This window comes from Vibrio sp. CyArs1 (assembly GCF_022432925.1).
Lineage (GTDB): Bacteria > Pseudomonadota > Gammaproteobacteria > Enterobacterales > Vibrionaceae > Vibrio > Vibrio mediterranei.
Window position 1 is genome coordinate 332,719 of the sequence record NZ_JAKRBO010000003.1, and the last position, 17,669, is coordinate 350,387.

Genomic DNA, 17,669 nt, shown 5'->3' on the forward strand with positions numbered 1-17,669 from the left:
TGAGCGCCGTTTGTTATTTTATCGTCAGGGCAGGTGTGCAATTTTTGCTTAGTGTGTAATGCTTTAGGTATCGCATACTTACAGAGGTTGCCATGGAGAACAAGGACACTGCTCAATACATTGTTTCGCAGCGATTTGGTTTTGGGCCAAGAGTTGGTGATGCTAAGCTTGAACCCAGTTTAAATGAGCAACTCAAAGCTCAGGCTTATACTCATAAGGCGATTTCATCGCTTCCATCTACCGATGAAATGTTGGCACATTTTGGTGACCTGAATCGAAGACGAAAGGCAGCAAAAAGCGCAGAAGAGAAAAAACAGTTTACCAAAACCAATAACGCGTTTTTTCAAGAAAACTTTCGCAATCTTGTTCATGCGAGAAACATACAAACCCTATACACTCCACTAAGCTTTCAAGAACGTTTAATCCAATTTTGGAGCAACCATTTTGCGATCTCCGCGGATACACGTAGAGTCCGTCCAATTGCTTCTGGTGTTGAGAATGAAGTAATCAGAGAGCTTTGGTCTATCGATTTTCCGAGTATGCTGGTAGGCGTGATTCAACACCCCTGTATGCTGATCTTCCTTGATAACCACCAGTCAGTTGGGCCTAATTCCAAAGCAGGGCAAAAGCGCAATAAAGGACTCAATGAAAACTTAGCTCGAGAGATTTTAGAGTTGCATACTTTAGGCGTGGATGGTGGCTATACACAAAACGATGTTGTTGAGCTCGCGCAGGGTATCACTGGTTGGACGGTGAGCTTTAAACCGGACAGTCCAGGTTATCGCTTTTCATCGACCATGCATGAACCTGGTGCGATTAACGTATTGGGTAAAGTGTACGATCAGCAAGGTGAAGAACAGGGCATGAGCTGTCTTCGCGATCTTGCAAATCATGAAAATACCGCAAGACATCTATGTGGCAAATTGGTCGAGCATTTCTACGGTGTAGGACACTCTTCATTGGTAGATAAACTCACCAAAGTCTGGATAGATAACGAAGGCATGTTAATTCCGGTATATCTGACATTGATTAATAGCAGCCTCAAAAATAAGGATGAGCGCCTGCGTTTTCGTACACCTCAGGAATGGTATTTTGCCGTGCTCCGCAGCGCCGATTTTGAACCCAACCAGAAGCAGATGCATTCAATGTTGAGACAATTAGGGCAAGAACCGTTTATGTCAGGGTCGCCCGCAGGATGGTCTGATAACGATGCTGATTATAATAGCTCGGCCGCATTGACTCAGCGTTGGCAAGTCGCCAACCAAGTGGCTAAGCTTTTGATTACCCAGATTGAGCGCAGTAAACAGAACCCGGATGACAGGGTGACACAGATTGCACAACGCCTTTATGGTAATGAAGTCGATGAACACCTACTGACTGCGTTAGAAAAGGCACAAGATGCCAGTTCCAAGTTTGTTACGCTTTGGATGAGCCCACAGTTTCAATATAGGTAAACGGTTATGACGACACGACGACATTTTTTGAAAGGCGTAGGAGCGGCGTCTCTGGTTACCTTGCTACCCAATTTCTCCTTTGCGTCAACGCAAAGCCCAAATGTACTGATTTGGATAACACTTCGCGGCGCGATGGATGGCCTCAACGTGGTAGTACCAAGTTTTGATGAGCATTATCAAAAATTGCGGCCAACAATAGCACTCACCAAAGATCAGCTTAACCCGTTAGATAAAGGGTTTGGCTTACATCCAGCATTAAAAAGTGTTCATCAGATGTATCAAGACAAGCAAGCCATGTTTGTTCATGCTTGTGCCACTGGATATCGAAGTCGTTCTCACTTTGATGGTCAGAAGATTCTAGAAAATGGCTCCACGGATCCATTTGATCCTGTGGGGTGGTTGAATCGCTTTTTGTCGACACAACAGAACAACCAAGCGATTGCTATTGATGCCGGGCTACCATTGATTGCTCAAGGTGATGTCAAAGTCAGCAGTTGGTTTCCTCATAAGCTAAAAGCTAAAGAAGAACAAGCCAAGTTACTTGCCGAAATGTTCCAATCTGATGCCAAACTCTCTGCAAACTTTGAAGAAGCAATGAAGTTAGAGTCAATGTCCATGGGCGGCAATCAAAATAAACAATTTACCAACTTAGCCAAGCAGGCTGGCAAGTTTGTGAGCTCGCCCAATGGGCCTAATATCGTAGTGCTAGAGCTGGGCGGATGGGACACACACTCGTCGCAAGGGGCGGACAAAGGAAGACTTGCCAATCAGCTCAATAAGTTTGATCAAGGTATGGCAGCGTTAAAATCCGCATTAGGCGAAAAATGGCAGTCTACTGTGGTCATTGCAGCAAGTGAGTTTGGACGAACTGCCGCCGAGAATGGGACCAAAGGGACCGATCACGGCACAGGCAATGCGATGTTGGTAATGGGAGGAGCAGTACAACGCTCTAGGGTTTTATCCGATTGGCCAGGATTAGCTAGCAATCAGCTCTATCAGGGGCGTGACTTACAACCAACGTTGGATGTTCGTGCAGTCATCAAAGGTGTATTAGAGCAGCATATGGGGGCGGATCAAACGACGCTCAACAACACTTTCCCAGAGACGCAAGATATTCAGCCTATTCGTGTTTTATCATGACCTTAATGCATCGGCAGAAAAGTTGCGTCTTTTATGGGGTTGCTTCGTCTTAAAGAGATTAACTAAGGCAATGTGGGGTTAGGAGCCTGGGTTTATGCTTGCAGAATGGCAAAATCACAAAACAAAACTAAGAAATTACATCGCGAAACAAGTGGATGATGAGCATTTTATTGACGACATTTTGCAGGATGTTTACATCAAAGCGAGTGATAATTTACATCAGCTCAAGTCCCAAGGAAGTTTGAGTAGCTGGCTATTTCGCATTGCCCATAATACGATTATGGATCACTACCGTCAGCGTCGTGATTTCGACCAATTACCGCAAGATCTTGTTCATGAAGAGCCGGATACGGCAGAGCAGGCTCATCAAGAGGTGGCACAATGTTTAAGACCGCTCATAGATGAATTACCAGAGCAGTATCGCACACCTTTAATACTGGCAGAACTTGAGGGAATATCTCAAAAAGAGATAGCGGAGCGAATGGGGATATCGTTATCTGGTGCTAAGAGTCGAATTCAACGAAGCCGAATCAAGCTGAGGGAGCATATCATGCGATGTTGTGATATCGAAATCGGTCACGGCGGTGTGACCGATTATGCTCCAAAGGAAGCGTGGTTAAATCGGCAGTGAATCTCCCCTTAGCCATTAAGGGGAGTGGGATTTAGAGAGATTTAATTGCGGTGTGCAACCTAGCAAATGACGCTTGGATCTGTGCTCTGTCCACTGCGATATTCATGCGATAGTAATTAGGGTTGGTTTCGCCAAACCATGCACCCGGAGTCAGCCCCATTTTTGCCTCGTTAACTAGCAAAGACTTCAGCGCATCCGGCGCTAGTTGTAACTTGGAAAAATCGAACCAGATTTGGTTGGTACCCTCAGGTTTATACATGGTGATTTCTGGCAAAGATGAGGCAACAAACTCGGCGATCCAATGAACAGTGGTTTGAGTGTATTGCAAGTAGCCTTCAAACCATTCTCTACCTTTCTCGTAAGCAGCGATGGTGGCATAAGTTGTTAGCGCATTCCCATGGTCGATAGCCAATGAACTCACGGTTGATTTGATTTGTTGATACAAAGTGTCGTTATCGGTATATATATATCCGTTCGCTATGCTGTTAAGTCCAAAGTTTTTAGCGGGTGAGCCGATAATGGAGATCGCTTTTTCGTATCCCAAAGAGACAATTGATGTGAATGTATGAGCGTCGAAAACGATATCGGCATGGATTTCGTCACTAACGATAATCACATCGTAACGGCGGGCAATATCGACCATCGTTTGAAGTTCAGAGCGAGTCCAAACACGACCAACAGGGTTATGAGGGTTACACAAAAGAACCATTTTGGCATTGCCCTGTTTGAGTTGCTGCTCAAAATCGTCAAAGTCGATGGTGTAGTGTCCATCTTCGATCTTGAGAGAATTACCTGCAACCACTCTGCCTGCCGATTCAATCAATCTGCGGAACTGATGATAAACCGGTGTTTGAATCAATACGCCGTCGCCTTGCTGGGTAAATTGGCGAATCAACAGGGCAATAGCACTCAAGACGCCCGGTACTTGCACGAAGTGATTTGGGTCTAATGACAGGTTATGTGCTGTTTCATTCCAGCGCGCAATGGCTGAAAAAACTCGAGAAGAGTCGAACTCGTAAGCGTAAACTTCGCGATCAACAAGACGTTGTAATTCCTGCGTAATTGGATTTGCAATGGGAAAGTCCATATCAGCGACCCAATAGGGTACGACATCGTTTGTTCCGTAAAACTGGTTCAACATGGCAGAATCATGTTTGATAACGTTGTTCTGCGTAGCGGACGTTGATGAGGTTACTTTAAACATAGGTTTCTCTTATCATAAATAAGTGGTCATTAAATTAGACGGTGCTAATTCAAAAAAGACGCAGAGAATTTTGCTTTTTTGAGCAGAACAGTAGTTTTCTCATGCCGCTTGAGTTATAAATTCACTATCACTTTCCTAGGAGTACACGCCTACATGAACAACTAACTCAATTTCGATCGTTTTATACAAGTAACTTTTGAAATCGCAGAGTTAGTGGGCGTTGGCTCGTTCTATCTACACATCTCTATCATCAGCATATAGCTGACTTGAAATAGTACTATCTGCCAAGCGTCACATGCTCTGTAAAGGAGGATGTATGACTGCATTTCATGCAATTTCAATCTCAAAGCAGTTTCCTGATGGAGACCGACTATTTTCATCGATTAGCTTCTCAACTGAAGAAGGCATCACAGCGTTAGTAGGAAAAAATGGCAGTGGCAAGAGTCATTTGGCGCAGATCCTCGCTAAATTAACCCCACCGTCTGAAGGGCGAGTGGAGTGGGAGAACCAGATCAGATCTGTTGGCTTCTATAACCAATTAGAAAGTGAATCAGACTTGTCTCAAAGTATTGCTCAACTATTAGGTGTGGAAAAAAAGTTGCTCGCCCTTGAGTACATTCAGCAAGGTGATAGCTCTTGTCATTGGTTTGACATGATTGCCGATGATGAATGGGATCTTGCTGAACAATTAGCAAGGCTACTCACGCAACTGCGTTTGCCTACCGATCTCAATATCAAACTGGCGCAATTAAGTGGTGGGCAACGTGCTGTATTAAGGCTTTATGTACTACTGCAGCAAGATTATGACGCATTCGTTCTTGATGAGCCTACTAACCATTTAGATTCTGAGCATGTTGATTGGTTAGTGAAGCAATTGAAAACAATAGACAGACCGGTGCTGGTGGTAAGCCACAATATTGCGTTCCTCAATCACGTTGACAAAATACTCGAACTGAACTCGTTAGGTATTACCTGTTATGGAGGCAACTACCAAACATTCGTAGCTCAAAAAAATGAGTATCTGCAAGCGTTGCAGGACAAAGCAAAATCACTGATTAAGGAGAGAAAGGTAAAAGCAGAGAAAGCGCACCAACGGCTAATCACAGCTCAAAAGCTCGCGACAAGGGGTAAAGCGCAAAGGACGAGTGGTAGCCAGCCAAAAATACTGATGGATGGTAAAAAGCAAGGCGCACAGAATGCTAACGCCGCGATTGCCGCTCAAAGTGAACGCCAGTTCGCGGTTTTGGACCAAAAACTTCAGCAAGTGAAGGATCAAATAGAACAGGATAAACCGCAGAAATGGTACACCGGAGTGGTTCAAACGCAGGGTAAGACAGCCATCGCGTTTGACGCATTTCAGCATGCTAATGTGCTTGGTGTACCGATTCGTGCGACGGTACTTACCAGCGAGCATGCGTGGCTAAAAGGTCGTAATGGCTCGGGTAAGTCGACCATTTTAAAGCGAGTACTCGCTGTTAGCCAAAACTCAAGTGATGTGACTGATGGGCTTCGAGTCAATACGCAGTGTTTTTACTTAGATCAACACTTTTCTATACTTAACGGTGATTTAGCGCTGATTGACGCTGTGTGTGAAGGGTGTGATGAGATGACAATTCCTGTTGCTCGTACTCTATTAGCTGGCATCGGTTTTAGGCGAGACAAAGTCTATGACAAAGTCGAGCAACTCAGTGGTGGCGAGAAAATGAAGCTAGCCATGTTGATTGCTTCGCACCAAAAACAGGTAGCTACCCTGTTATTGGATGAACCGGATAATCACTTGGATCTCGAAGCAAAACAACAGTTGATTGTTGCTATTAACGGATACGCAGGGACTGTGTTAGTTGTCAGTCATGATATGGGATTCATAGAGCAGTTAAGGATAGACAAAGTCATTGCCCTAACTGACTGACGAAAAAGAGAGGCTCAATCGAGCCTCTCTTTTTTAGTTGTAACCTTGATTGTCGAGCACCCTAACGAGTCCTTTCACACAGCGATAGATGACCCAAACGGATGTCCCAACAAGTATTAAGTAACCAATGCCAAACAGCGGCATGGAGAAGATACCCACGATCGTCAAAATAATGGAGACCCGAAATGTCTGTACTGCGTTTTCGAGGTGATCAGCCAACGGACTACCTGCTGAGGAACTGCGCTTAAGCATGGCCCAGATACCGCCAACGAGATAGAAAATGCCAGTGAAACTTCCTAAAAGTAAACAGGCGTAAGCGACAATGGCGTTAGTTTTAGTTTGTTGGTCTTGTTCGGATAGCATAATCGTTTCCCTGTAATGACTTGATTTAACTATAGTACTTAAAACATGAACCAGAGATGAAACTGAAGGTTTCAAAGTAACAAAGCGGCCTTGAAAGCCGCTTTGTTGTTTACGCTGTACGTGAACTTAAAGTGTGATGTTACTCGCCAGCCACCAAGTGTTTCTTGGTACGAATACTGGCAATGAACATATAGATAGCGGTTGCCATCATGGTTGCAAGTAAATAAGCCATCAAACCTTGCGTACCGTCCATAAACCAATCCGCAAGTACCGGACCAGCGACTGAGCCGATGCTGTAGCAAAACAGCATAACTTGCGTTGCAGAGACAATAAAACTCTCGTCCAATTTGTCACAGCCTAAGTTAATAGCAATCGGGTACAGGGCGAACGTCGCCATCCCAATTAAGAATAAGCTGATCGCCAGTACACTCAGATCATCGCTGAGAATAACTAGGCCGACACCAAATACACCCAATAAACAGAACATGCCCATTAGAGGAGTGCGACCCGCTATTTTAAGTAGTGGAGGTACTAGTGTTTGTACTGCCATACCGCCAAGGATCACTAAGGCCATTAATGCACTTAAACTGCTTTGTGACACGTCGCGGTGCGTTAACTCTACAGGCATCAGACCATAGATAGATCCAAGGGTTAAGCCTGAAACAATACAGCCGATGATTGCAGCATGGTTCAGTTTTGCAATTTGTTTGAACGATAGTGTCGCCGAGTGAGCACTCTGTGGTTGCTGTGTTGGAACGAACATCAGAACCAGAATAGCTGCGCTTAGCATAGAGAGAATCGCCACAAATGGCAGACTACCCTGAACACCGATAAAACCAATCCCAAGCTGACCTAGTGCAGAGCCGCCATAGAGCGAACCCATGTAGAGGCCAAGACGTTTGGCACGGCTTGATTCATCACCTACAAGTAGCCATGACTCAACGATAACGAAGACACCCGCGACAGCAATACCTGCGACAAAGCGTGCAATCAGCCAAGCCCATGCGACAGGCATCAGTGGCAACGCAACGATCGTAGCGATAAATAGCGCTAGACAGGCAATAAATGCGACACGGTGACCGATATGCTTTACCGCCGGTTCAATAACAACAGCACCAACTAAAAGACCCGCGTAGAACACACTTGCTAGCCAACTTGCGTTGCTTGCATCAATACCGTATTCACCCAGCATAAGCGGGATTAAGCTCATCAAATAACCTGATGCGACGGCATAAAGTGATAGCGCAATAACAGGTACTTTAAAGCCAGTTTTTACTGCGAAATCAGGTGTGTTTTCCACTAGCAGAGCCTCCTAAATAGTCGTTGGAAAATCGAAACAGAATTGAGAAATTGATTAGGTTTTCGCCGCGACTATGAGGCTTGAAAGAGGAGGAGTAAAACTAAAAAAAATGACCATAACGACAACAAATATTTATCGATATATTGGCATTAGTTATCGTTGAAGCGAAGTATAAATGTAGCTAATGTTTAATAAGCTAACGTACTGTTTTTATTAAGTAGTATAGGAAAAATCTCATTGTGAATGTTTGGCGGAAATATCAGTGCTTTATCAAAAAATCAAATCATGGAATATTATTTTCCGACACTAAAAGAGTTGTTTGGGGGTGATCCCCATATGTTGTTTAAAGAAAGCGATAAAAGCACTGTCACTTGAAAATTCCAAAGTATAAGAAACATCTAGAACACTTTGCCCCAGTGCCAATAGCTCTGTGGCTCGCTGCAACCGCCATTGTTGTCGCCAAGCTTGAAAGCTCATACCGGTTTCTTTAGCGAAAATTCGACTGACGGTTTTGCTGCTGGCCCCCACATGACGGGAAAATTCCTCTAGTGAAGGGAGGCTTTGCTCTCCGGTCAAAAAATGATTCAAGATGCCCGTGACTCTCGGATCGCTGGGGATAGGTAAGAGGTGCACCTCTGCTAACGCTAATTGAAACTCTTCCCAAAACAGCGCTGTGGTGTTGCGGGTTTGTTCGATACTAATGTCCCAAGACCAAAAGCTCATTCTATCAATCAAGGCTTTCAACAGCTCGTTTACGGTAAGGTACTGTATGGTGTCTGGGGCACTAATAAACAGGTTGGTATCAAAGTATAGCGAGCGATACTCGACGACATTATTCATGCTCGCTCGATGTTCTGTGTTTGGTGGTATCCAAGCGGCTTGAGTTGGCGGCAAAACCGAACGACATCCTTGAAGTTCGATAGTCATGCAACCTTGAGGTGCGTAGAGCAGTTGTCCTTTCTGATGCTGGTGCATGCCTGAATCATGTTTGCCCACTCTTGCTGCAATACCAATAACAGGTGCACTCAATGCGTCAGCATCGAAACGTGTCTGGTGATCAATTAGCGCCATTTGTCTTATTTTCGATGTTTTTTGTTCTTATGATGATATTAGTACAAAACCCATTAAGGCTAAACTCCTCACCATCAAATTAAGAGGAGGAATCACAATGATTCAACAAACGAAATATGGGGAAACAGCGAAACCCCCTTTGTGGTTAATGGTACTACTTATTATGTTTCCTCAAATTGTTGAAACTATCTACAGCCCGGCGCTAGGAGATATTGGGCAACATTTTGGGGTGAGTGATAGTCTTGCGGCAGCAACCATTGCAACGTATTTTTATGCATTTGCGATAGGAGTCGTGGCTTGGGGTATTCTGTCTGATGTATTAGGACGTCGAGCAAGTATGCTATTGGGTTTAGCAACCTACGCTATCGGTGTTTTTACGGCCGTATTTGTGACATCGTTCGAGATGCTGTTGGTCGCTCGTGCTATTAGTGCTTTTGGCGCAGCAGCAGGCTCAGTGGTCACACAAACCATGCTGCGTGATAAATTCTCCGGTGAGGAATTAGGGAAAGTATTTTCTTTAATGGGGATGGGCATCGCCATTAGTCCTGTTGTTGGCATGTTCGTAGGCGGACAGCTCACCCAGTTAGGCGGACACACCTACGTATTTTGGGCGCTATGCCTACTGGCAGTGATACTGCTTGGTAAAAGTGCGTTACGATTGCCAGAAACAGGCTGCCAAGAGTCGCGCAAAACGTCCTTAACCCAGACGGCTAAACAGATGCTGCTTGATAAACATATCTGGGTGTCGGCACTATTGGTCGCTGGTTTTAATATCGTAGTATTCAACTATTACCAGATTGGCCCGTTTTTATTTCGTGAACTGGGTTTTGACGCTCAACAGTTCGGATACTCAGGTGTGGTATTGGCGCTTGGAACGTTTTTAGGCAGCTCTATAAACAAACGGCTTCTTACCAAAGGTAAAACCTCGGCATCGTTAATCAAATTGGCTGTTACTTTATCTGCCCTGGGCTCTTTAGGTGTTTACATGACGCAAGACAGCCTATGGTTCTTACTGCCTATGATGGTCGTGGTTATGGTGTTTGGTGTTGGTATTCCTAACGTACTAAGTCAAGCGTTAGTGAACTACAAACAATCGGTTGGTAGTGCGAGTGCGATTTTAGGTCTGCTGTACTACATAATGATTGCTGTTGGATTATCGGCATCAAGTGCAGTGGCTAACCTAGGGTTATCACTCGTTGCGGTCTCAATGCTTATGATCGTCACTCTATGCTTCAAAGTCCATCGTCAACTTTAATCTAGAATAAGGCCGTTTTCTTTCAACATATCGAGAAAGCGGTCTTTTACCGGATTGATAACATCGGGGTTCCAAATAACGCCAATATCCCAATGATTATCTGTCGAGGGGATCGGGAGGAAACGTATCGTGTCATCAACCAATGAGCGTGCACTTTCTGGAACAATGACAAATCCTATATTGGCTTTAACCAATGACAGCAAGGTCAAGATATCATCGGCAAATTGGCTTGGTGTGAACTGCCAATTTAGCTCCGCAGCAACCTTTGAGATCTGTTGGTGTAACCCCATTCCTCGCTCTGGTCTCAATGCTAAGTAGGGAAGAGAAGTAAGTATAGACGTCAGTGAAGACTCACTATGGCTGCGGTTGACCGCTACGCAAAGTCGATCACTGGAGAGTGTGATTGAAGATAGACTGCTTTCACATGGGAGGCGTGAGTAGGCGATATGCAACTCGCCTGACAGGAGTTGCTCTGTCTGTGTCTGAGATGGGAGATCGTTAAGCGTGACATGGACATCGCTGAAACGCTGCTTGAACTCGGAGATATGTCGAGGTGCAATGTCAAAACTCGAAATACCGAAGCCAACATTAAGATAACCGGATTGCCCAGCTGCAACTTGGTTGGATAACTGATCAAACTTCTCAGCGCTCGCAATGACGCGCTTCGCTTCGGGGAGCAGGCACTCTCCAACAATGGATAATTTCGTCCCGCCTCGATTACGGTCAAATAAGGTCGCGCCAATATCACTCTCTAGCCGATATATTTTTTTCGTCAATGCTGACTGAGTGATAAACAGTGCCTCAGCAGCACTGCGATAGGTATCGCTGCGAGCCAAGGTCACGAACGCTTTTAGAAGGTCGATATTCATGATTCCAAATGGTAATCAATTTGTGATTTAAATTCATTATACGGAATCAACAGTATTTTTTACACTGTGACTTCACTGTTAAGCTCTCATAAGGAGAAAGTATGAAGTCGGTAAAAGTAGCCTCAGTTCAGTTCAATCATAAGTCGGGAGATAAATCTGCCAATTTAGCGATAATAGAGCAATTTGTGACTCGAGCCGCTGCTAACAAGGTAGATATCATCAGCTTTCCCGAAATGTGCGTTACTGGTTACTGGCATGTTTCAGCGCTTACTCGTGATGAGATTTCTGAACTCTCAGAACCTGTGCCATCGGGCGACACGAGCCAAGCACTGTTGGCACTCTCACAACGTCATAATATGAGTATTGGCGCGGGGCTGATTGAAGAGGGTGAATGCGGTCAGTTATACAACACCTACGTGTTTGTGATGCCGAACGGTGTGGTTCAAAAGCACAGAAAGCTGCATACATTTGTCAGCCCCCATATGAGTAGTGGCGATGAGTATACGGTGTTTGACACCCCTCACGGCTGTAAGGTTGGAATCCTGATTTGTTGGGATAACAACTTGGTTGAAAACGTGAGAATCACGGCGTTAAAAGGAGCGGATATCTTAATTGCGCCCCATCAAACAGGCGGTTGCGACTCTCGAAGCCCAAATGCTATGGGGCTGATTGATCCTCAGCTTTGGCATAATCGACATCAAGATCCACAGACTATCTACAATGAAATGCAAGGTAGGAAAGGCCGTGCTTGGCTAATGCGCTGGTTGCCTGCTAGAGCTCATGATAATGGACTATTTGTAGTATTTAGTAATGGGGTTGGTGTGGACATGAATGAAGTGCGCACGGGACACGCGATGATTCTTAACCCTTATGGTGAAGTGATTACTGAGTCAAAGAGTCTTGATGACGACATGGTTGTCGCTGTACTGGACGGTCAGGAGTTAGAAATGTGTACTGGCCGTCGCTGGATTCGCGGTCGCAGGCCAGAGCTATACCAAGAGCTAACCGAAAAGCAGGGAAATGAGCTCGACCCTTATCATGCGAGATTCTCGCGAGATAAGATCTGAACTTGTTCTAAACACTAAATTGAATAATATTTCGAGAATTGGTCGTCTTTTTTGATTTTGCTTCGTCTTATTAAGAGAGTTAAAACAGAACAGTTGAGAAATATGTTTCAGATTAAACCTGCCACCTTGACTATTGATGGTCAAACGACAGTTATTGGTGCTTCAGAAAAGAACTTAGTCGAATTAGCGAGCAGATTAGGGGTAAGGATCCCCGCTCCATGTTTGAAAAATAAACGCAAGCATGGTTGCTGTAAAGCGTGTTTGGTTGAAGTGGATGGCCAGCAAACTTATGCTTGTTCAAGTAAGCCTAAGTCGAATACAGAAGTGATAGTTAAGCGTCGAGACCTCGACCAAATCCGAAAAGTGTCGCTGCAAAATTTCAAGCAGCAAGTGAAGTCGGGTGATACGTCATCATGCGGTTGTAGCTGTTAGTCAGCTACAACCTCAGTCAATTGTTAAGAAGCGGCGGCTTTAAGTTTGCCGATTACGCTAAATACAGCCACAACAATGAGGCCTGCGATGATACCGATAACGCCGTTGAGCAGAGCTGGGATAATGGCTTGAGCAACGGATAGGTTGGGAATATCCATGATGATAGGTTCAATAAGATGGTGAATGGCGGGTACGTTATGGACAACAATACCGCCGCCCACTAAGAACATAGCCGCAGTACCAACGATAGTGAGCGTGCGCATCAGTTTAGGGGCAAAGGCAATCAATCCTCTACCAATGCTGGATAATAGTCCTTTTCCTTGAGACTTTCGTTCTAAGTAAAAACCTAAATCGTCGAGTTTAACAATACCCGCAACCAGTCCATATACTCCAATAGTCATTACAACGGCAATCAGACTAACCACCATGATTTGGATACTGGTGGACTGTCCTTGGACCGTCCCTAAAGCAATAACAATAATCTCCGCCGATAGGATAAAGTCAGTGCGAATCGCGCCGGCAATTTTCTTTTTCTCGTATTCCTCAACGGAGTCACCACCAAGATCCGGTGTGGTTTGATCATCAGTGTGTTCTTTGCTGTGGAACAGCTTTTCCAGAATCTTCTCAGCACCTTCGTAGCAGAGAAACAGTCCCCCAAGCAGCAATAATGGATTGATCAGCCAAGGAGCAATAAAACTGATAATGAGCGCGGCGGGTACAAGAATGCATTTGTTCTTAAAGGATCCTTTCGCGACGGACCACACAACAGGGATTTCACGTTCGGCGGAAACGCCAGAAACTTGATGGGCATTAAGGGCGAGATCGTCACCCAATACCCCAGCGGTTTTCTTTGCTGCTACTTTTGAGAGCAGCGCAACATCGTCCAATACCGCAGTAATATCATCGAGAAGAGTTAATAGACTCAAACCAGCCATAAGCGTTACCTGTTTGCGAAAAAGTCGTCATGCCTGTAAGCAAATGTAACACTAATTAGGACTTTAACAAGCTAGCAAGCAAATGTCGGTGTTCAACCAGATAAGTCTTACAGTTTCACAAAGTTAGTGGCGAACTTGTAACCTTCCCATCGATGCTTCACATTGGAGTACTCGAAAATTTCGCCATTATCGAGGTAAACAATCTGTTCTACATTGACTAAAGGTTCGCCTAGTTTTATGTCTAACTCAGTGGCATAAAACTCATTCGCTTTGACGACCGTGATTTCCATCGTTGAACTGTGGATCTTGAGACCTAGTGTGTCTGTGATATAGCTATAAATAGAATCTTGGGCATGTTCACGCTTTAAACCTTGAATGACATTAATAGGCATATAAGTCTCCTCAACCGCACCCGGTATGTCATCAATGATGCGTACCCGCGTTGTTTTGTACAACATATCTTCAATGTCGCAGTTCAATCTCTCTGCTAAGAAGGTGTCTGCAGGGACGACGGAGAACTCCAGTACTTTTGTGGTTAGGGTTTGACCACTGTCTTGCACATTGGCTTTGGTGCCGTAAAGATGCTTATAACCGGAGTTACCAAGAGGACGTTTCACATACGAGCCAGACCCTCGTTTTCTCACCACTAAACCGTCGGTGACAAGAATATCGAGTGCTTTCTTTATGGTGAGCTCGCTGCATCCGAATTCTACTGCTAACTCACTACCACCAGGTAATTTTTGGTTAGTTGTGTACTGTCCAGAGAGAATCCTCTCCTTGATCGCCTGATAGATATCAGAATACTTAGCTTTGGTGGTGGACATAGTGAATAGATTCTCGCAACATGATAAACAATCTTCATACTAAGCCAAAAAAACCACCAGTTAAAACAATATGGTTATTTTTATTAAATTATATTGTTATTGATCGAGTTTTCTTCTTGCCTCTTATTTGTTTGTCTTTCCGCCAATGATTATCACTGGTTACACCATTGAGCTAAAAATCCGTATTTCTTTGCGTTATAACAATAAAAATGCAATTAGCTATGAAAATGATATTGATTCCCATTTGATCGTAAGTGATAATGATTCTGTTTAATATAACCATAAAATATATAAGGAAAACGGAATGAGTCAGTCTATGAGTTTCATCAAGCGTGTCGCGCTGACACTAACGGCCAGCTTCGCCATGGTTGCGAACGCAAGTGCAGTAACTATTCAGCACTTCAAAGGCACAGCAGAGTTTGATGAAACCCCTAAGCGAGTAGTGGTGTTAGGTAATGGTAGCTTAGATGTTCTAGACCGTTTAGGTGTACAACCAGTTGGTGCTCCACATTCATTGCTTCCAGACTATTTAGCGCAGTACAAAGCGTCGACGGGGAATACAGGTTCAGTAAGCGAGCCTGATTTTGAAGCTATCTTCACGTTGAAACCTGATGTGATTATCGCTGAAAACCGCATGCTTCGCGTTTACGATGACTTAAATAAAATTGCGCCAACAGTGATGTTTTATGTTGATAACGGTGAGTATTGGCAAGATACGCAAGCAAACTGGCGTATGCTTGGCAAACTGTTTGATAAAGAAGCGGAAGCAGAAAAGCTAATCGCAGAGACTCAAGCTCAATTTGATAAAGCAGCTGAGGCGGTTTCCAAGCAAGATTTGGACGCACTTATGTTGATGAACAATGGCAACAACGTGGCGATGTTCAACAAAGGTAGCCGTTTTTCTATCGTATTTGATGATTTTGGTTTTGGTGAATCGACTAGTCAAAATGTTGCGCCGATCCAAGGGTCTCACGGTAACTTGATCTCATTTGAATATGTGGCTGATGCAAAGCCTGAAGTTATTTTCATTTTAGACCGTGAACAAGCCATTGGTCGCAGTGTGGGTAAGGCGAAAGAGTTATTTAACAACCCTCTAGTGAACTCAACGCCTGCGGCGCAAAATAAAAAAATCGTCTATATCAATCCAAATGCTTGGTATATCTCAGGTGGTGGTGTAACCGCTACACAGACCATGATTGCTGATATCGATAAAGCTCTGAACTAATTAAAGTATTCAAAAAGTCTCTCTTAGTTCTCTAGGAGAGACTTTTCTAATTCTTGTTGTTAATTACTGGCCATCACATTCTCAATGACCATCCATAAATACATTCTTGCATGCACATTACTGGTCGCATTAGCGGTTAGTTCCCTCGTACTCGGTGCTGCTCACGTGTCCATTGCGGACTTGTTCCGTGGCGATGAACATGCTTATTCCATCTATGTTGTCAGTCGAGTTCCGCGACTACTAGCAATAATTCTGGCTGGTGCTGGTCTTAGCGTTGCGGGTCTTATCATGCAACAGATCGTGCAAAACCGCTTCGCTTCTCCATCAACGACAGGCACTATCGATTGCGCTCTTTTAGGCTACGTTGCTGGGCTTATCTTTTTGGGTGGTGCCAGTCAGTGGATGCATCTTGGTGTTATCTTCTTTTTTGCCGTTGCAGGCACATTGATCTTTGTGAAATTCTTGCAACGATTGCAATTCAAGAATGCGGTTCTTGTACCTCTTATCGGTATTATGTATGGCAATGTGATATCCGCACTGACAACCTTTATTGCCTATAAGCACGACCTAGTGCAGACCATGTCTTCTTGGACGGTGGCTAACTTTGCGAGTGTGCTGCAAGGGAATTACGAAATCCTGTATCTTGCGGTTCCAGCATGCGTACTTGCGTATTTATATGCACGTCAGTTTAGCGCGGCTAGTGTCGGTGAGAGCTTCGCTAAGAATATAGGTCTCGATTACCAAAAAATCGTTTTCATTGGCGTTATTTTGGTGGCGGTGAGCTCATCAACAGTGGTAATGATTGTTGGTGTGATTCCATTCTTAGGGCTGATCGTACCGAACATTGTCTCTCTATTAATGGGGGACAATATGAAGCGCATTCTACCTTGGACGGCGTATTGGGGCGTTATTCTGGTTCTCGCCTGTGACATCTTAGGTCGCTTAATTATTTTCCCTTACGAAATGCCAATCTCGATGATCATCAGTATTTTCGGTGGTGCTGTGTTTATTTATCTGGTGTTGAGAGATAAAGCCAATGCGTGATTCGTTGAAAGTAACTCTACTTATCGCAGGTTGTTTGGCGATCATTGCGTGGTTTATTGGACAGGGGTTGACAGCGGATAACTACCAGTTTTTCTTGTCTCGTCGTATTCCTAAAGTATTGGCCATTATTCTGGCGGCCGTTGCGATTTCAGCATCGTCTTTGGTATTCCAAACCATTACCAATAACCGCATTTTAACGCCATCCATACTCGGGTTTGATAGCTTGTATCTTATGGTACAGGTGCTAATGGTGGTAATTCTAGGCAGTACAAGCTTTTGGGTTATCCATGCGATGAGCAACTTTATGTTGTCCACTGCAGTGATGATTGGTTTTTCACTGTTGTTGTTCCATTTCTATTTCAAACGCCAGGATAGCAATGTGTTTACCTTATTGCTCATTGGTATTGTCTGCGGAAGTTTGTTCAGCAGCGTCACAGGTTTCTTGACGATGTTGGTTGATCCAAATGAGTTTGCTTCCATCCAGAGTTCTATGTTCGCGAGCTTTAATAACGTCAACGCTAAGCTGGTGTACTGGAGTTTGATTCCACTGTCTCTCTGTTTGGCGATTCTGTTCTACTATGCTCCGAAATTGGATGTGTTGTGGTTAGGCATTGATAATGCGACCAGTTTGGGTGTTAACACCAAACAGCTTACTCAGCGGATTATGATCTTGATTACTATTATGATCGCGATTTCAACGGCGCTGGTGGGGCCTGTCCTGTTCTTCGGACTTATTACAGTGAGTCTGACCCGAGAAATGTTCAATCACTATCAGCATCGCTTTCTTATTATCGCGAGCAGTTTACTCGCGGTATTACTGTTAGTTAGCGGTCAATGGTTCGTAGAAAAAGTTCTCGCATTCGAAACCACGATCAGCGTGATTATTAACCTCGTAGGTGGTTCTTACTTCCTGTTCTTACTACTAAGAAACAGAATTAATTAAGGG

Annotated in this window: 17 protein-coding genes; 10 read left to right on the forward strand and 7 right to left on the reverse strand. The window is 44.3% G+C overall.

Going from position 1 to position 17,669, the window contains the following annotated elements; all coding sequences use genetic code 11:
• Positions 1-92: 92 nt before the first annotated feature.
• The 3 genes from MMA19_RS12060 to sigZ all read left to right on the forward strand — a co-directional run bounded on the left by MMA19_RS12060 (position 93) and on the right by sigZ (position 3,225).
• Positions 93-1,454 (forward strand): DUF1800 domain-containing protein, encoded by a 1,362-nt coding sequence (locus MMA19_RS12060; protein WP_240206316.1) that lies wholly within the window; start codon positions 93-95, stop codon positions 1,452-1,454.
• Positions 1,455-1,460: 6 nt separating this feature from the next.
• On the forward strand, positions 1,461-2,594 hold the full coding sequence (locus MMA19_RS12065) for a DUF1501 domain-containing protein (RefSeq protein WP_240206317.1): 1,134 nt from the start codon (positions 1,461-1,463) through the stop codon (positions 2,592-2,594).
• 94 nt (positions 2,595-2,688) lie between these two features.
• Complete coding sequence (gene sigZ / locus MMA19_RS12070) at positions 2,689-3,225, forward strand: RNA polymerase sigma factor SigZ (RefSeq protein ID WP_198559185.1); 537 nt, start codon at positions 2,689-2,691, stop codon at positions 3,223-3,225.
• Positions 3,226-3,256: 31 nt separating this feature from the next.
• Here the strand turns inward: sigZ and MMA19_RS12075 are convergent, their stop codons facing one another.
• Positions 3,257-4,429 (reverse strand): PatB family C-S lyase, encoded by a 1,173-nt coding sequence (locus MMA19_RS12075; protein WP_240206318.1) that lies wholly within the window; start codon positions 4,427-4,429, stop codon positions 3,257-3,259.
• 316 nt (positions 4,430-4,745) lie between these two features.
• On the opposite strand from MMA19_RS12075, the gene MMA19_RS12080 reads away from it, so the two are divergent.
• Positions 4,746-6,338: an ATP-binding cassette domain-containing protein gene (locus tag MMA19_RS12080; protein ID WP_240206319.1), complete on the forward strand. Its 1,593-nt coding sequence runs from the start codon at positions 4,746-4,748 to the stop codon at positions 6,336-6,338.
• Positions 6,339-6,371: 33 nt separating this feature from the next.
• Here MMA19_RS12080 and MMA19_RS12085 read toward each other — a convergent pair whose 3' ends face one another.
• The 3 genes from MMA19_RS12085 to MMA19_RS12095 form a co-directional block, all read right to left on the reverse strand.
• A complete protein-coding gene (locus MMA19_RS12085) occupies positions 6,372-6,701 on the reverse strand; it encodes a hypothetical protein (RefSeq protein WP_240206320.1) in 330 nt (109 codons plus the stop codon).
• Positions 6,702-6,840: 139 nt separating this feature from the next.
• Complete coding sequence (locus MMA19_RS12090; RefSeq protein WP_006070420.1) at positions 6,841-8,001, reverse strand: MFS transporter; 1,161 nt, start codon at positions 7,999-8,001, stop codon at positions 6,841-6,843.
• Between the two features lie 306 nt (positions 8,002-8,307).
• Positions 8,308-9,072, reverse strand: a complete 765-nt coding sequence (locus MMA19_RS12095) for a helix-turn-helix transcriptional regulator (RefSeq protein WP_031493562.1) — start codon at positions 9,070-9,072, stop codon at positions 8,308-8,310.
• Between the two features lie 97 nt (positions 9,073-9,169).
• On the opposite strand from MMA19_RS12095, the gene MMA19_RS12100 reads away from it, so the two are divergent.
• On the forward strand, positions 9,170-10,327 hold the full coding sequence (locus MMA19_RS12100) for a multidrug effflux MFS transporter (RefSeq protein WP_240206321.1): 1,158 nt from the start codon (positions 9,170-9,172) through the stop codon (positions 10,325-10,327).
• Here the strand turns inward: MMA19_RS12100 and MMA19_RS12105 are convergent.
• Positions 10,324-11,196 carry a LysR family transcriptional regulator gene (locus MMA19_RS12105; RefSeq protein WP_240206322.1) on the reverse strand — a complete coding sequence of 291 codons (873 nt, stop codon included), beginning with the start codon at positions 11,194-11,196 and terminating at the stop codon, positions 10,324-10,326. The genes MMA19_RS12100 and MMA19_RS12105 overlap by 4 nt on opposite strands.
• A gap of 101 nt (positions 11,197-11,297) precedes the next feature.
• On the opposite strand from MMA19_RS12105, the gene MMA19_RS12110 reads away from it, so the two are divergent.
• Positions 11,298-12,263, forward strand: coding sequence for a nitrilase family protein (locus MMA19_RS12110; RefSeq protein WP_107306020.1), 966 nt, complete (start codon positions 11,298-11,300; stop codon positions 12,261-12,263).
• 102 nt (positions 12,264-12,365) lie between these two features.
• The gene (locus MMA19_RS12115; protein WP_240206323.1) at positions 12,366-12,695 is read left to right on the forward strand and encodes a 2Fe-2S iron-sulfur cluster-binding protein; all 330 of its coding nucleotides are present in this window, start codon (positions 12,366-12,368) and stop codon (positions 12,693-12,695) included.
• A 23-nt stretch (positions 12,696-12,718) separates the two neighbouring features.
• Here the strand turns inward: MMA19_RS12115 and MMA19_RS12120 are convergent, their stop codons facing one another.
• Together MMA19_RS12120 and MMA19_RS12125 are read right to left on the reverse strand one after the other, a co-directional pair.
• Positions 12,719-13,630 carry a DUF808 domain-containing protein gene (locus MMA19_RS12120; RefSeq protein ID WP_006070427.1) on the reverse strand — a complete coding sequence of 304 codons (912 nt, stop codon included), beginning with the start codon at positions 13,628-13,630 and terminating at the stop codon, positions 12,719-12,721.
• Positions 13,631-13,737: 107 nt separating this feature from the next.
• Positions 13,738-14,454, reverse strand: coding sequence for a GntR family transcriptional regulator (locus tag MMA19_RS12125; RefSeq protein ID WP_006070428.1), 717 nt, complete (start codon positions 14,452-14,454; stop codon positions 13,738-13,740).
• A gap of 304 nt (positions 14,455-14,758) precedes the next feature.
• Between MMA19_RS12125 and MMA19_RS12130 the strand changes: the two genes are divergently transcribed.
• From MMA19_RS12130 to MMA19_RS12140, 3 genes are all read left to right on the forward strand, one after another.
• On the forward strand, positions 14,759-15,679 hold the full coding sequence (locus MMA19_RS12130; protein ID WP_006070429.1) for an ABC transporter substrate-binding protein: 921 nt from the start codon (positions 14,759-14,761) through the stop codon (positions 15,677-15,679).
• A gap of 84 nt (positions 15,680-15,763) precedes the next feature.
• Positions 15,764-16,723, forward strand: a complete 960-nt coding sequence (locus MMA19_RS12135) for an iron chelate uptake ABC transporter family permease subunit (RefSeq protein ID WP_240206324.1) — start codon at positions 15,764-15,766, stop codon at positions 16,721-16,723.
• The gene (locus MMA19_RS12140; RefSeq protein ID WP_038227327.1) at positions 16,716-17,666 is read left to right on the forward strand and encodes an iron chelate uptake ABC transporter family permease subunit; all 951 of its coding nucleotides are present in this window, start codon (positions 16,716-16,718) and stop codon (positions 17,664-17,666) included. Before MMA19_RS12135 ends, MMA19_RS12140 begins: the two co-directional genes overlap by 8 nt.
• Positions 17,667-17,669: the final 3 nt, after the last annotated feature.

What these genes read in the sequence shown, in the direction of transcription:
- MMA19_RS12060 (WP_240206316.1), top strand. Translation starts at nt 93, where the DNA reads ATGGAGAACAAGGACACTGCTCAATACATTGTTTCGCAGCGATTTGGT.
- MMA19_RS12065 (WP_240206317.1), top strand. Translation starts at nt 1,461, where the DNA reads ATGACGACACGACGACATTTTTTGAAAGGCGTAGGAGCGGCGTCTCTG.
- sigZ (WP_198559185.1), top strand. Translation starts at nt 2,689, where the DNA reads ATGCTTGCAGAATGGCAAAATCACAAAACAAAACTAAGAAATTACATC.
- MMA19_RS12075 (WP_240206318.1), bottom strand. Translation starts at nt 4,429, where the DNA reads ATGTTTAAAGTAACCTCATCAACGTCCGCTACGCAGAACAACGTTATC.
- MMA19_RS12080 (WP_240206319.1), top strand. Translation starts at nt 4,746, where the DNA reads ATGACTGCATTTCATGCAATTTCAATCTCAAAGCAGTTTCCTGATGGA.
- MMA19_RS12085 (WP_240206320.1), bottom strand. Translation starts at nt 6,701, where the DNA reads ATGCTATCCGAACAAGACCAACAAACTAAAACTAACGCCATTGTCGCT.
- MMA19_RS12095 (WP_031493562.1), bottom strand. Translation starts at nt 9,072, where the DNA reads ATGGCGCTAATTGATCACCAGACACGTTTCGATGCTGACGCATTGAGT.
- MMA19_RS12100 (WP_240206321.1), top strand. Translation starts at nt 9,170, where the DNA reads ATGATTCAACAAACGAAATATGGGGAAACAGCGAAACCCCCTTTGTGG.
- MMA19_RS12105 (WP_240206322.1), bottom strand. Translation starts at nt 11,196, where the DNA reads ATGAATATCGACCTTCTAAAAGCGTTCGTGACCTTGGCTCGCAGCGAT.
- MMA19_RS12110 (WP_107306020.1), top strand. Translation starts at nt 11,298, where the DNA reads ATGAAGTCGGTAAAAGTAGCCTCAGTTCAGTTCAATCATAAGTCGGGA.
- MMA19_RS12115 (WP_240206323.1), top strand. Translation starts at nt 12,366, where the DNA reads ATGTTTCAGATTAAACCTGCCACCTTGACTATTGATGGTCAAACGACA.
- MMA19_RS12120 (WP_006070427.1), bottom strand. Translation starts at nt 13,630, where the DNA reads ATGGCTGGTTTGAGTCTATTAACTCTTCTCGATGATATTACTGCGGTA.
- MMA19_RS12125 (WP_006070428.1), bottom strand. Translation starts at nt 14,454, where the DNA reads ATGTCCACCACCAAAGCTAAGTATTCTGATATCTATCAGGCGATCAAG.
- MMA19_RS12130 (WP_006070429.1), top strand. Translation starts at nt 14,759, where the DNA reads ATGAGTCAGTCTATGAGTTTCATCAAGCGTGTCGCGCTGACACTAACG.
- MMA19_RS12135 (WP_240206324.1), top strand. Translation starts at nt 15,764, where the DNA reads ATGACCATCCATAAATACATTCTTGCATGCACATTACTGGTCGCATTA.
- MMA19_RS12140 (WP_038227327.1), top strand. Translation starts at nt 16,716, where the DNA reads ATGCGTGATTCGTTGAAAGTAACTCTACTTATCGCAGGTTGTTTGGCG.